Origin of the sequence: Streptomyces cylindrosporus (assembly GCF_022698165.1) — a bacterium.
Taxonomy (GTDB): Bacteria; Actinomycetota; Actinomycetes; order Streptomycetales; family Streptomycetaceae; genus Streptomyces; species Streptomyces cylindrosporus.
Map to the genome: position 1 here is coordinate 87,829 of NZ_JALDAY010000014.1, position 12,426 is coordinate 100,254.

The 12,426-nt window shown below is 71.6% G+C and carries 14 protein-coding genes; 7 read left to right on the plus strand and 7 right to left on the minus strand.

All coding sequences use genetic code 11. The features are described 5' to 3' along the window. Positions 1-37: 37 nt before the first annotated feature. The 6 genes from MQP27_RS39245 (at position 38) to thpD (ending at position 5,175) form a co-directional block, all read left to right on the plus strand. Positions 38-1,084 (plus strand): pyridoxal-phosphate-dependent aminotransferase family protein, encoded by a 1,047-nt coding sequence (locus MQP27_RS39245; RefSeq protein ID WP_242774391.1) that lies wholly within the window; start codon positions 38-40, stop codon positions 1,082-1,084. Positions 1,085-1,189: 105 nt separating this feature from the next. After that, entirely contained in the window at positions 1,190-1,714 is a 525-nt protein-coding gene (locus tag MQP27_RS39250; RefSeq protein ID WP_242774392.1) for a DinB family protein, read from the plus strand. Between the two features lie 318 nt (positions 1,715-2,032). Beyond that, positions 2,033-2,551 (plus strand): diaminobutyrate acetyltransferase, encoded by a 519-nt coding sequence (gene ectA, locus MQP27_RS39255; RefSeq protein WP_242774393.1) that lies wholly within the window; start codon positions 2,033-2,035, stop codon positions 2,549-2,551. 32 nt (positions 2,552-2,583) lie between these two features. Further along, on the plus strand, positions 2,584-3,855 hold the full coding sequence (gene ectB / locus MQP27_RS39260; RefSeq protein ID WP_242774394.1) for a diaminobutyrate--2-oxoglutarate transaminase: 1,272 nt from the start codon (positions 2,584-2,586) through the stop codon (positions 3,853-3,855). Positions 3,856-3,886: 31 nt separating this feature from the next. Further along, positions 3,887-4,285, plus strand: a complete 399-nt coding sequence (locus tag MQP27_RS39265; protein WP_242774395.1) for an ectoine synthase — start codon at positions 3,887-3,889, stop codon at positions 4,283-4,285. A gap of 2 nt (positions 4,286-4,287) precedes the next feature. Continuing rightward, a complete protein-coding gene (gene thpD / locus MQP27_RS39270; protein WP_242774397.1) occupies positions 4,288-5,175 on the plus strand; it encodes an ectoine hydroxylase in 888 nt (295 codons plus the stop codon). 30 nt (positions 5,176-5,205) lie between these two features. Here the strand turns inward: thpD and MQP27_RS39275 are convergent, their stop codons facing one another. From MQP27_RS39275 to MQP27_RS39300, 6 genes are all read right to left on the minus strand, one after another. Then, entirely contained in the window at positions 5,206-6,225 is a 1,020-nt protein-coding gene (locus MQP27_RS39275; RefSeq protein WP_242774399.1) for a maleylpyruvate isomerase family mycothiol-dependent enzyme, read from the minus strand. A gap of 58 nt (positions 6,226-6,283) precedes the next feature. After that, entirely contained in the window at positions 6,284-6,901 is a 618-nt protein-coding gene (locus MQP27_RS39280) for an RNA polymerase sigma factor (RefSeq protein WP_242774402.1), read from the minus strand. A 45-nt stretch (positions 6,902-6,946) separates the two neighbouring features. Next, positions 6,947-8,050: an aminotransferase class V-fold PLP-dependent enzyme gene (locus MQP27_RS39285; protein ID WP_242774404.1), complete on the minus strand. Its 1,104-nt coding sequence runs from the start codon at positions 8,048-8,050 to the stop codon at positions 6,947-6,949. Positions 8,051-8,109: 59 nt separating this feature from the next. Beyond that, positions 8,110-8,826: a DsbA family oxidoreductase gene (locus tag MQP27_RS39290; protein ID WP_242774406.1), complete on the minus strand. Its 717-nt coding sequence runs from the start codon at positions 8,824-8,826 to the stop codon at positions 8,110-8,112. A gap of 68 nt (positions 8,827-8,894) precedes the next feature. Beyond that, positions 8,895-9,401 carry a GNAT family N-acetyltransferase gene (locus tag MQP27_RS39295; RefSeq protein WP_242774408.1) on the minus strand — a complete coding sequence of 169 codons (507 nt, stop codon included), beginning with the start codon at positions 9,399-9,401 and terminating at the stop codon, positions 8,895-8,897. Further along, the gene (locus MQP27_RS39300) at positions 9,398-10,414 is read right to left on the minus strand and encodes a GlxA family transcriptional regulator (RefSeq protein ID WP_242774410.1); all 1,017 of its coding nucleotides are present in this window, start codon (positions 10,412-10,414) and stop codon (positions 9,398-9,400) included. The genes MQP27_RS39295 and MQP27_RS39300 overlap by 4 nt, the downstream gene beginning before the upstream one ends. Positions 10,415-10,463: 49 nt before the next feature. Here MQP27_RS39300 and MQP27_RS39305 point away from each other — a divergent pair, with 49 nt between their 5' ends. Beyond that, the gene (locus MQP27_RS39305) at positions 10,464-11,837 is read left to right on the plus strand and encodes an MFS transporter (RefSeq protein ID WP_242774412.1); all 1,374 of its coding nucleotides are present in this window, start codon (positions 10,464-10,466) and stop codon (positions 11,835-11,837) included. On the opposite strand, the gene MQP27_RS39310 is transcribed toward MQP27_RS39305, so the two are convergent. Further along, a complete protein-coding gene (locus MQP27_RS39310; protein WP_242774415.1) occupies positions 11,812-12,420 on the minus strand; it encodes a DUF1349 domain-containing protein in 609 nt (202 codons plus the stop codon). The two genes, MQP27_RS39305 and MQP27_RS39310, sit on opposite strands and share 26 nt — an antisense overlap. Positions 12,421-12,426: the final 6 nt, after the last annotated feature.

Genomic DNA, 12,426 nt, shown 5'->3' on the forward strand with positions numbered 1-12,426 from the left:
GACACCTGTACCCCATGACCGAGGAGAAGGCACCGCCGTGACACACCCGTTCCTTGACCTGGCCCCGCTGAGCGCCGCCCGTTTCGCCGAGATCGAGGACCGGGTCGCCCGTTTGCTGGACACCCGGCAGGACGTCGTGATCATGCAGGGCGAGGCGCTGCTGCCGCTGGAGGGGGCGATCCGGGGGACGGCCGGTCCCGGCAATACCGCGCTGAACGTCATCACCGGGCCGTACGGGCAGACCTTCGGGAACTGGCTGCGGGACTGCGGGGCGACGGTGATCGACCTGTCGGTGCCGTTCCACACGGCGGTGACCGCGGAGCAGGTCCGGGAGGCCTTCGCCGAGCACCCGGAGATCGACTTCGTGTCGCTCGTCCACGCGGAGGCGGCGACCGGGAACACCAACCCCGTCGCGGAGATCGGGGAGGTCGTACGGGAGCACGGCGCGCTCTTCTACCTGGACGCCGTGGCCTCGATCGGGGCCGAGCCGGTGCTGCCGGACGCGTGGGGTGTGGACCTGTGCGTGATCGGGGCGCAGAAGGCGATGGGCGGGCCGGCCGGGGTGTCGGCGGTGTCCGTGAGCTCGCGGGCGTGGGCGCGGATGGCGGCGAATCCGCGGGCGCCGAGGAGGTCGTACCTCTCGCTGCTGGACTGGAAGGAGCGGTGGGTCGACGGCGGCCGCAAGGCGCTGCTGCACGCGCCGGCGCAGCTGGAGATGCTGGCGCTGGAGGCGTGCGTGGAGCGGATCGAGACGGTGGGTCTTGAGGCGGTGATGGGCCGGCACCGGGCCGCGGCGGAGGCTGCGCGGGCGGGGGCGCCGGGGGTGGGGCTCGAACCGTATGTGTACGAGGCCCGGGAGGCGGCGCCGGTCGCGACGACCTTGCGGGCCCCTTCCGGGGTTGTGGCGTCGGAGTTGGTGGCTCGGGCGTTGGAACGGGACCCCGCGCTGCCGCTGGCCGCGGGTGGGGGTGCGTTGGCCAAGGAGATGATCCGGGTCAACCACTACGGGATCGATGCGCGGGTGGAGGTTGTGGAGGCGTGTCTGGCGGCGCTGGGTGGGGCGCTTGCGGTGGTGGGTGGCTGAGGTTCCTGGGGGCTGCGCCCCCAGACCCCCGTCGGCCCTGAAGGGGCCTCGTCCTCAAACGCCGGACGGGCTGATAAACGAATCGACCGATGACATGCTCGGCCCATGACCACTCCGACACTTCCCGACGGCCGTCCCATCCCCCACTTCTCCGGTGACGAGCGCGCCATGCTCGACAGCTGGCTCGACTTCCATCGGGCCACGCTGGAGCTCAAGGTCAGGGATCTGGACGACGCCCAGGTGCGGGCCGCCGTGGCCGAGCCGTCGGAACTCACGCTGCTCGGACTCGTGCAGCACCTCGCGGAGGTCGAGCGGAACTGGTTCCAGCGCACGGTGGCCAGGCTGGACGTGCCGCCGGTGTACGGGGCGGAGAACGAGAGCGGGTACGGGCTGGATCCCGGGCGTGGGCTCGACGAGGCGCTGGACGTGTGGCGCCGGGAGGTCGCGCGGGGGCGGGAGCTGTGTGGTGGGCTGTCGCTGGAGCACACGGGGCGGATCCCCGAGGGGCCGATGGCCGGTGTGGAGGTCAGCTTCCGGTGGGTGCTCATTCACCTGATCGAGGAGTACGCCCGGCACAACGGCCACGCGGATATCCTGCGCGAGCGTATCGACGGAGTGACCGGAGCCTGAATTCCGACCTATTGCTGGCTTTATTCGAGTATCCTTTTCCGGAGCAGCTTCCCGTCTTCTTCTGCCCGCTTTTCCCCGTCCTAAACGCAAAGATTCCGCGAACGCCGAGGGGGGTAATTCGGGCAGATCTCGTGAGGGTTACACGCCTGTGACGCGTTACACATCAGGCCCGTTTTGTACGGTATTTACCGGACAGAGCGGGCCATTTCGCGCCCCTGCCACACCCCTGCTCGCGCCCGCGTGATAACACATGCACCCCGCACACGTAACCCCATTCAGCCATGCATTTTTGAATTTCCCTCGGTAAGTTCAATTCGCATGACTGCCGCTCAAGCAGACACGTCAGCAGAACTTGAAATCGACCGTCCGTCGGTGACGGACGGTGCCTCGCTGTGGCGGATCGCCCGGGACTCGAAGGCACTCGACCTGAACTCGTCGTACAGCTATCTGCTCTGGTGTCGCGACTTCGCGGCCACCTCGGCCGTGGCGCGTGACGGCCATGGGCAGCCGGTCGGCTTCGTCACCGGTTACGTACGGCCGGACCGCCCGCGCACCCTGCTCGTCTGGCAGGTGGCGGTGGACGAGGCGTACCGGGGCCGGGGTGTCGCGGCCGCGCTCCTCGACGGGCTGGTCGCGCGGACCTCCGGCGAGCACCGGATCACCGCCGTCGAGACCACCATCACGCCCGGCAACACCGGCTCCGAACGCCTGTTCACCTCCTTCGCCGCGCGGCACGGCGCCGGGGTGGAGCGCGAGGTGCTGTTCGACACGCGCCTGTTCCCCGACGGGCCGCACGACCCCGAAGTCCTGTACCGCATCGGTCCCCTCTCCCTCTGACCCCCCACGCACCCAAAGAGGAGCGATTCGTCGTGACCATCACCCAGCCCGACCTCAGCGTCTTCGAGACCCTCGAGTCCGAGGTGCGCAGCTACTGCCGAGGCTGGCCCACCGTCTTCGACCGCGCGCAGGGCAGCCGCATGTACGACGAGGACGGCCACGAGTACCTGGACTTCTTCGCCGGGGCCGGCTCCCTCAACTACGGGCACAACAACCCCGTCCTGAAACGGGCGTTGATCGACTACCTGGAGCGGGACGGCGTCACGCACGGGCTCGACATGTCGACCACCGCCAAGCGGGCCTTCCTGCAGACCTTCCAGGACCTGGTGCTGCGGCCCCGCGACCTGCCCTACAAGGTCATGTTCCCGGGCCCGACGGGGACGAACGCCGTGGAGTCCGCGCTCAAGCTCGCCCGGAAGGTGAAGGGGCGCGAGGCGATCGTGTCGTTCACCAACGCCTTCCACGGCATGTCGCTCGGCTCGCTGGCGGTGACCGGCAACGCCTTCAAGCGGGCCGGGGCCGGCATCCCGCTGGTGCACGGCACGCCGATGCCCTTCGACAACTACTTCGACGGCACGGTCGAGGACTTCCTGTGGTTCGAGCGGCTCCTCGAGGACCAGGGCTCCGGGCTCAACAAGCCGGCCGCGGTGATCGTCGAGACCGTGCAGGGCGAGGGCGGCATCAACGTGGCGCGGCCGGAGTGGCTGCGGGCGCTGGCCGAGCTGTGCGAGCGGCAGGACATGCTGCTGATCGTCGACGACATCCAGATGGGGTGCGGAAGGACCGGTGCCTTCTTCTCGTTCGAGGAGGCGGGCATCACCCCCGACATCGTGACCGTCTCGAAGTCCATCAGCGGCTACGGACTGCCCATGTCCCTCTGCCTGTTCAAGCCCGAGCTGGACATCTGGGAGCCGGGCGAGCACAACGGCACCTTCCGCGGGAACAACCCCGCCTTCGTCACGGCCACCGCCGCCCTGGAGGCGTACTGGGCGGACGGCTCCGTGATGGAGAAGCAGACCCGCGCGCGCGGCGAGCAGATCGAGCAGGCGCTCGTCGCCGTGGCCGAGGAGAACCGCGCCGAGGTCAAGGAGCACCGCGGGCGCGGGCTCGTGTGGGGCCTGGAGTTCCACGACAAGGAGCGGGCCGGGCGAGTGGCGCGCCGCGCCTTCGACCTCGGGCTCCTCATCGAGACGTCGGGCCCGGAGAGCGAGGTCGTCAAACTCCTCCCGGCCCTGACCGTGACGGCCGACGAACTCGACGAGGGGCTCAGCGTCCTCGCCCGGGCCGTCCGCGAAACCGCCTGACCGCCATCCACCGAGGAGGAAGAGCAGCACCGTGATCGTCCGTTCGTTCAAGGAGATCGAGGGCACCGACCGGCATGTGAAGGCCGCGTCCGGCACCTGGGAGAGCAAACGCATCGTCCTCGCCAAGGAGAAGGTCGGCTTCTCCGTGCACGAGACGATCCTGTACGCGGGTACGGAGACGTCGATGTGGTACGCGAACCACATCGAGGCCGTCGTCTGCGTCGAGGGCGAGGCCGAGCTGACCGACGACGAGACCGGGCGGAAGTACACGATCACGCCCGGCACCATGTACCTCCTCGACGGGCACGAGCGGCACACGATGCGGATCAAGGAGGACTTCCGCTGCATCTGTGTCTTCAACCCGCCCGTGACCGGCCGGGAGGACCACGACGAGAACGGTGTCTACCCCCTGCTGACGGAGGAGGTCTGAGCATGACCACGATCACCGACCTGTACCCGAGCCGCGGCGCCACCGAGGTGTCGATCCCGCGCAAGGACCCCGTCGTCTGGGGCTCTCCGGACACCCCGGGCCCGATCGCGACCGCCGACCTGCAGTCCTTCGAGCGGGACGGCTTCCTCGCCATCGACCAGCTGATCGGCCCGGACGAAGTCGCCGTCTACCAGCGGGAGTTGGAGCGGCTCGTCACCGACCCGGCGATCCGCGCCGACGAACGCTCGATCGTCGAGCCGAAGTCCAAGGAGATCCGCTCCGTCTTCGAGGTGCACCGGATCAGCGAGGTGTTCGCGAACCTGGTGCGCGACGAGCGGGTCGTCGGGCGGGCCCGGCAGATCCTCGGCTCGGACGTGTACGTCCACCAGTCGCGGATCAACGTCAAGCCCGGTTTCGGGGCGAGCGGCTTCTACTGGCACTCGGACTTCGAGACCTGGCACGCCGAGGACGGCCTGCCCAACATGCGCACGGTGTCCGTCTCGATCGCGCTGACCGAGAATTACGACACCAACGGCGGGCTCATGATCATGCCGGGCTCGCACCGGACGTTCCTGGGCTGCGCCGGTGCCACGCCCGAGGACAACTACAAGAAGTCGCTCCAGATGCAGGACGCGGGCACGCCCTCGGACGAGGCGCTGACGGCCATGGCGAGCGAGTACGGCATCAAGCTCTTCACGGGCAAGGCCGGTTCGGCGACCTGGTTCGACTGCAACTGCATGCACGGGTCCGGCGACAACATCACGCCGTTCCCGCGCAGCAACGTCTTCATCGTGTTCAACAGCGTGGAGAACCAGGCCGTGGAGCCGTTCGCGGCTCCGGTACGGCGGCCGGAGTTCATCGGGGCGCGGGACTTCACGCCCGTACGGTGATCTCTCCCGGAGCGGGCGGCGTCACCGGCTTCACAGCCACGACAGTGACGCCGCCCGCTCCAGTACGTTCCTGACCGCGCCCTGGTCTCCCGCGGCGCGGCGCGGCACCTCGGCGGGGGTGTGGCGGCCGCCGACCAGGAGGCAGAAGTCGACCGGGTCCAGGGTGAGTTCGGCGCGTACCGGTTCGGCCTCGGAGCCGAGTATCCACTCCTCGCCGCCGGTGACCGCGAACAGCACCGGCGGTGCGGTGGGGCCGAGGGCCAGGCCGAGGATGCGGACGGCGAGGCGGACCAGCCGCCACAGGTGCTCGGCGGGCGGTGGCGGTACGGCGAGGCCCAGGGCGCGGCCGATGTCGTCGGTGTGGATCCACGCCTCGAAGGCCCGCACCACGAAGTGGTCGGCAACGGGCAGCCGTACCCCCATCAAGGTCGTGGCGCGAGCGGCCGGTTCGGGGTCGCGGGCCTCGGGCGCGGCGAGCAGCGCGGCGGCCTGCGCGGCCCAGTCGGCGACGGTCTCCTCGGGGGTACGGGCGTGCTCCTGCGCGATGACCTCGGCGGTACGCCGGTTCCAGGCGTCCGTCCAGTCCACCGACGCGTCTTCCCCGGCGTCCGGCACCCGCGCCCCGACACCGAGCCGCCCGGCCAACGGCTCGTCGGCGGCCAGCAGATGGGCGACGGTGGCGTGCACGTCCCAGTCGTGCACCACCGGCGTGGACCACCGCCCCTCGGCCTCGGGCAGCAGCGCCTGGAGCCCGGCGACCGAGGCGGCGTAGGCGGCGGCGTGCGGGGCGACCCGGGCGGCGCCGGGGCGGGCGCGCAGGGCGGCAGTCAGGGCACGGGGCGTACCACCGGCGGGCACCGTGCCCTCGGCCCGTCCAGCCCTCGGCGGCCCGTCCAACAGCCGTACCGTCTCCCGCAGTTGCTCCGCCTCCGCCGCGCAGCTCTCGCAGCGGGCCAGGTGGCGTGGGACCGCCCTCTGTTCCGCGGGGGGCAGGGCGCCGAAGGCCCAGGCGGCCAGCAGGTCGCGTACGCCGTCGTGGTCGTCGGTCATCGCGCGCCTCCTTCCGCCCGTTCCGTCGGGAAACAGCCTCCCATGCGCCTTCTCGCCATCATGCGCCCCTTTCCAGCGCGGGATCGGGCGGGTCGGCCAAAGACTCGGCCAAGGTGCGTAAGGCAGTGCGGAGCCTGGTCTTGGCCGTGCCCTCTGGAATGCCGAGTTCCACGGCGGCCTGGCGGTAGGTGCGGCCGGCGAAGTAGGCGAGGTGGATCACTTCCCGCTGGGTCTGCGGGAGTTCGGCGAGGGCGGTGTGCAGCAGGAGGGAGCGTTCGCGGTCGACGACCGTCTCGTCGGGGCCGGGCGCCGCGTCCGGGATGGCGTGCAGCGCGGAGTCGTCGGCGCGGGCGTCCTTGCGGTGCCGGGCCTCGCTGCGCACCCAGTCCACGGCCCGCCGGTGGGCCAGCATGGACAGCCAGGTGCGCAGCGAGCCACGGCGCGCGTCGAAGGCGTAGGGCCGGCTCCACAGCTGGGCGAAGACCTCCTGCGCCACGTCCTCGGCGGCGCCCGGACTGCGGGTGACCCGCACGGCGACGCGCCGCACCAGCTCGCCGTATGCCGTGTACGCCTCGGCCAGCGCGGACTCGTCCCCGTACACGAGCCGCCTGTGCAGCTCCGCGTCGACGGGAAGCTGGACGGACGTATCGCCCGTGGACTCCACCGGCACCACCACCCCTGGTGCCTTTCCTAGCGTCCCGGCGGGGCCCGCGCCAGTGGTTCAGGAAGACAGCACGTCCAGCAGGCGATCGACATCGGACGGTGTGTTGTAGAGGTGGAAGGCGGCGCGGAGGTTGCCCGCGCGGTCGGACACCTGGACTCCGGCCTCGCTCAACTCGCCCTGACGGTGGCCGAGTTGGGGCACGGAGACGATCGGTGAGCCCGGCGCCGGGACGGGCTCGTGGCCCAGGGTCGCGAGCCCGGCGCGGAAGCGGTCGGCGAGCTCCAGGTCGTGGGCGCGTACGGCGTCCACGCCGAGCTCCTCCAGGAGTTCGAGGGAGCGGCGGGCACCGGCGTAGGAGAACAGGGCGGGGCTCTCGTCGAACCGGCGTGCGGAACGGGCGAGTTCGGCGATCGGGCCGTAGCAGGCGTCCCAGGGATGCTCCCCCGCCACCCAGCCCGCGAACAGCGGAGTGAGCCGGCCGAGGTCCGCCGGGACGACCAGGAAGGCCACGCCCCGCGGCGAGACGAGCCACTTGAAGGCGACGCAGGCGGAGTAGTCGTACGCGTCCGCGTCGAAGTCCAGCCAGCCGGCGGCCTGGGACGCGTCGATGTACGTACGCGCCCCGTGCTCGCGCGCCGCGGCCCGGATCGCGGGCAGGTCGGCGACCCTGCCGTCGGCGGACTGGGCGGCGCTGACCGCGACCAGGGCGGTGCCGGGGCGCACGGACTCGGCGACGCGCTCCAGGGGGACGGTGCGCACCTTGAGGTCGGTGCGGACGTGGAAGGGGTTCACCACGGAGCTGAAGTCGCCCTCGGCGGTGAGGACTTCGGCGCCCTCGGGCAGGGAGGCGGCGATCAGGCCGCTGTAGACGGCGACCGAGGCACCCGCCGCCACGCGCGACGCCGGTACGCCGGCGAGCCGCGCGAAGCAGGCGCGGCTCGCCTCGACGTCCCCGAACATGTCGGTCGGCGCGCCCGCGGCCGCCGCCTCGACGGCGGTCCGCATGGCGGCGACGGTGCGGGCGGGCAGCAGCCCGGTGCTCGCGGTGTTGAGGTAGGTGTTCCTGGGGGCGAACTCGGCTCGGACGAGGTTCTCGAAGGTCTCCACGTTCTCCACGGTCTCCATGGGTCCACTGTGGGCCCGGGAGAACTCGTAGTCCATTGCCGATTTTTACGTGGATTCGCTAAGCGATCCTTATGGATCGGCCCCGACCTGCGCTTTTACTTCTGCGGTACGGCGCATCCGTCCGGGCCGCAGGCGTCCGCGTCGCCCTGGTCGAGCAGCTGGAGCGGGGAGCGCTCGCCCCAGGCCTGGGTCAGCGCCTGCTCGAAGACCTCGGCGGGCTGGGCGCCGGAGACGCCGTACTTGCGGTCGAGGACGAAGAAGGGCACGCCGTTGGCGCCGAGCTGAGCGGCCTCGCGCTCGTCGGCGCGGACCTCGTCGGCGTAGGCGGTGGGGTCGGCGAGGACCTTGCGGGCGTCGTCCGCGTCCAGCCCGGCGGCGACGGCGATCTCCACGAGCCGCTCGTCGCCCTCGGTGAACAGGGAGCGCTCCTCGGCGAAGTTGGCCTTGTAGAGGAGCTGGATCAGCTCGTCCTGGCGGCCCCGCTCCTTGGCGAAGTGCAGCAGGCGGTGCATGTCGAAGGTGTTGCCGTGGTCGCGGCCGCGGGTGCGGTACTCCAGGCCGATCGCGGCGGCCTGCGCGCCGAGGTTGTCCTCGCCGGCCTCGGCCTGGGCGGCGCTCATGCCGTACTTCTTGGTGAGCATGCTGATCACGGGCTGGACGTCGCCCTTGGCGCGGCCGGGGTCCAGCTCGAAGGAGCGGTGCACGACCTCGACCTGGTCGCGGTGCGGGAAGGCCTCCAGCGCCTGCTCGAAGCGGGCCTTGCCCACGTAGCACCAGGGGCACGCGATGTCCGACCAGATCTCGACCTTCATGTCCACTCCACCTCGTACGGTTACGGAGGCACCCTCCGCCAGAAGCGTGAACGTTCAAGCAGCCGCGATCATTCCCCGGCCACGGAGTACCTCAGGTACAGGTGATGGTCGTCCTCGGCGGGCGGGTTCTCCGGGTCCGGCACCCAGCCCTGGCGGGCGTAGAAGGCCTGGGCGCGCTCGTTGCCGGCATGCACGTCGAGTACGGCGGTGCGCCGGCCGTCGGCCCGCCACTGCTCGACACAGGCGGCGTGCAGGGCCGTACCGACTCCGCCGCGCCAGCGGTCGGGGTCGACGTGGAACTGGAAGAGCTTGACCGTTTCCGCGGAGGTGTCCGGCGGGGTGCGGAAGGAGGCGATCCCGATCAGGCGGGAGTCGCGGACGGCGCACAGGACGTGCCCGTCGGGGCGCTCGATGGCCTCACGCCACAGGGCGGGCCAGTCGAGGCCGTCGTCCGGGAGGCCGTCCGGGTAGTAGGTCGCCCGGGCCCGCAGGTGCAGCTCGGCCACGGCGGCCGCCTCGGCGGGCAGGGCCGTTCTGATCACCAGGGAGTCGACGGTTCGGTTCGCTTCGATCATGCAGCCGAGGACGAGTCCGCCTCGCCCACGGTTCCCAGGCGGCTGAACTGGGCCCGGTAGGCGCTCGGGGTCAGGCCCGTGCGGCGGACCACGTGGGCGCGCAGGGAGTCGGCGGTGCCCAGGCCGCAGGCGCGGGCCAGTTGGTCCATGGGGAGGGTGGTGGTCTCCAGGAGTTCCTTGGCACGCTCGATGCGCTGGTGGAGGAGCCACTGGAGGGGGCTCACGCCGCTCTCCGCGTGGAAGCGGCGGGTGAGCGTGCGCACCGAGACGCCCGCGTGGCGGGCCAGGTCGGCGAGGGTGAGCGGCTTGTCGAGGTTGCGCATGGCCCAGCCCCGGGTGTCGGCGCAGGCCGTGCCGCGCTCGGGCGGCAGCGGGGTGTGCGTGAACTGGGTCTGGCCGCCCGGGCGGACCGGTGCGACCAGGGCGAGCCGGGCGACCTCGTTGGCGACGGCGGCGCCGTAGTCGGTGCGGATGACGTGCAGGCAGAGGTCGATCCCGGCGGCGTAGCCGGACGCCGTGACGTAGGGGCCGTCCTGGACGTAGAGGACGTCTCCCTGGAGGTCGACGCCCGGGTAGCGGGCGCGCAGCGCCTCGGCGTGCGCCCAGTACGTCGTGGCCCGCCGCCCCTCCAGCAGGCCCGCCTCGGCGAGCTGGAAGGCGCCCGTGCACAGGGACGCGATCCGCTTCCCGGCCTCGGCCGCCTCGCGCACCGCGGCCACGATCCGCGGGTCCGGCTCGTAGGGCGCCCCGGTGCCGGCGACGACCACGGTGTCGGCCTCCCGCACGGCCTCCAGCCCGTGCCGCACGTACAGGTCGAGCCCGCCGCTGGTGGGCACGGGTCCCGGTTCGGCGGCGCAGATGACCACCTCGTAACCCGGCCGTCCGGCCAGCTCTACCTTGCCGAACAGCAGCTCGGGGATGGCCAGGTTGAACATCGAGACCGGCGAGGGCGCGATCACGGCGATGCGGTGCGGGGCGAGCCGCTCGGACATGGCCAGAACCTCCGGATGCATGGCATTCAGGTCACTACTGTACGCCGACGGAGATCCGCAGCATGGAGGCATGTCTACCGACCAGATCCTCGGGAGCGGACAACTCCCCCTTGCCGGGCGCGACTTGGCAGCCAAGAGGTCCTCCCCCGCGCTCACTCTCACCGCCGCGCTCCTCGGCTTCGCGCTGATCTGTCTCGACGCGTCCGTGGTGAACGTGGCCCTGCCCGCGATCGGCTCCACCCTCGGCGTCGGGATGTCGGGGCTCCAGTGGGTGGTGGACGCGTACACGCTGGCCTTCGCCGCGCTGATGCTGTCCACCGGGGCCTTCGCGGACCGGGCCGGGGCGAGCCGTGCGTTCGCGCTGGGGACCGCCGTGTTCACCCTCGCCTCGGCGGTCTGCGGGCTGGCGCCGAACCTGCCGTCCCTGATCGGGGCGCGGGTGGTGCAGGGCGTGGCGGCCGCCGTGGTGCTTCCGGCCTCGTTGGCGCTGGTGCGGCAGGCGTATCCGGAACCGGCGCGGCGGGCGCGTGCGGTGGCCGCCTGGGCGGCGGGCGGTTCGGCGGCGGTGGCGCTGGGTCCGGTGGCGGGTGGCCTGCTGACCACGGTGTGGGACTGGCGTGGGATCTTCTTCGTCAATCTGCCGGTGGGCGCGTTGATCCTGGCGCTGCTCGTCCGGGCCCCGCGCTCCGAACGCCGCCCGGCGCCGCTGGACCTGCCGGGGCAGGCGACGGCGGTGGTGGCGCTCACGGGCCTGACCTTCGCGGTGATCGAGGGCGGCACCGCGGGGTGGGCGGCCCTCGCGGTGGCCGTCGTGGCGGCCGTGGTCTTCTTCCGGGTGGAGGCGCGCAGCCCGCACCCGGTCGTCCCGCTCGGTCTCTTCCGCAATCGGACGGTGGCCGTGGCGGTGGCGGCGGGCGCGGCGGTGAGCGTGGCCTTCTACAGCGTGGTGTTCGTCTTCTCGCTCTTCTTCCAGCAGGTCCAGGGCCTGTCCGCGCTGCGCGCCGGGCTGGCGTTCCTGCCGATGACGGGCCTGATCGCGGTGACGAACGTGGTCGCGGGCAAGCTCGCGGGACGGTACGGGGCGAGGCTGCCGATGCTGATCGGGCAGGCCCTGGCCGTCGTGGGACTGCTCGTGCTGCTGTACGTCGACGCCGGGACGTCGTCCGCCCTGACGGCCGTGCTGCTCGTGCCGCTGGCGCTCGGGTGCGCGCTGACGGTGCCGCCCCTGACCGCCGCGATGATGGACGCCGTACCGGCGGAGCGGGCCGGACTCGCGGCGGGGGTGCTCAACTCGGCGCGGCAGGTGGCGGGCGGGCTGGGGATCGCCGTCTTCGGGACGCTGGTCTCCGGCGGTTTCGTCGACGGCATGCGGTTGAGCCTGGCCGTCGGCGCGGCCCTGCTGCTGGTGACCTTCGGGCTCAGCTTCCGTCTCGCAGGTCGCTAGGCCAGTTGGGCCGGAACTCGATGTGGTCGTACGTCACCACGCACCCCTCCCCCATCGGCGACTGCGTCATGAAGCCGACCAGGGCCGCGTCCGTCTCCTTCTCGCTGCCCAGGGTGAACAGGCGGACGAAGGTCCAGCGCCGGCCGTCGCGGGAGGCGTGGAAGGCGAAGGCACGCCCGGTGCGGCTGACCCGCAGCCACACCGAACTGCCGTCCACCGTGAAGGAGTTGGCGTCGTCGGAGTGTCCCCGGGTGACCACCGTGCAGACGGTGGGCACGTCCGGGGAGTTCTCCAGGCAGAGCTTGGCCCAGGCGTGCTCGCCGACATGGACGTAGAACACCCCCGCGTCGAAGGCCGCCGCGAAGCCGACGGTGACCCGGGCGATCAGCTGGAAGTCCCCTTCGGGCCAGCCCAGCAGCCGGGGCGCGTCGGAGGCGGGCTCCAGCGCCTCCCCGGTGGGCGGGACGAAACGGTCCTGCCGGGGTCCGGCCCAGCCGGTGAGGATGCCGTCCTCGTAGGACCAGTTGCCCTCGGGGCCGTATGTGCGGAGGGCGAAGGGGAGTTCGGGAAGTTCCACGTCCATGGAGGG

Coding starts and splice junctions, on each gene's coding strand:
- MQP27_RS39250 (WP_242774392.1), top strand. CDS start 1,190: ATGACCACTCCGACACTTCCCGACGGCCGTCCCATCCCCCACTTCTCC.
- ectA (WP_242774393.1), top strand. CDS start 2,033: ATGACTGCCGCTCAAGCAGACACGTCAGCAGAACTTGAAATCGACCGT.
- thpD (WP_242774397.1), top strand. CDS start 4,288: ATGACCACGATCACCGACCTGTACCCGAGCCGCGGCGCCACCGAGGTG.
- MQP27_RS39275 (WP_242774399.1), bottom strand. CDS start 6,225: ATGACCGACGACCACGACGGCGTACGCGACCTGCTGGCCGCCTGGGCC.
- MQP27_RS39285 (WP_242774404.1), bottom strand. CDS start 8,050: ATGGACTACGAGTTCTCCCGGGCCCACAGTGGACCCATGGAGACCGTG.
- MQP27_RS39290 (WP_242774406.1), bottom strand. CDS start 8,826: ATGAAGGTCGAGATCTGGTCGGACATCGCGTGCCCCTGGTGCTACGTG.
- MQP27_RS39295 (WP_242774408.1), bottom strand. CDS start 9,401: ATGATCGAAGCGAACCGAACCGTCGACTCCCTGGTGATCAGAACGGCC.
- MQP27_RS39300 (WP_242774410.1), bottom strand. CDS start 10,414: ATGCATCCGGAGGTTCTGGCCATGTCCGAGCGGCTCGCCCCGCACCGC.
- MQP27_RS39305 (WP_242774412.1), top strand. CDS start 10,464: ATGTCTACCGACCAGATCCTCGGGAGCGGACAACTCCCCCTTGCCGGG.
- MQP27_RS39310 (WP_242774415.1), bottom strand. CDS start 12,420: ATGGACGTGGAACTTCCCGAACTCCCCTTCGCCCTCCGCACATACGGC.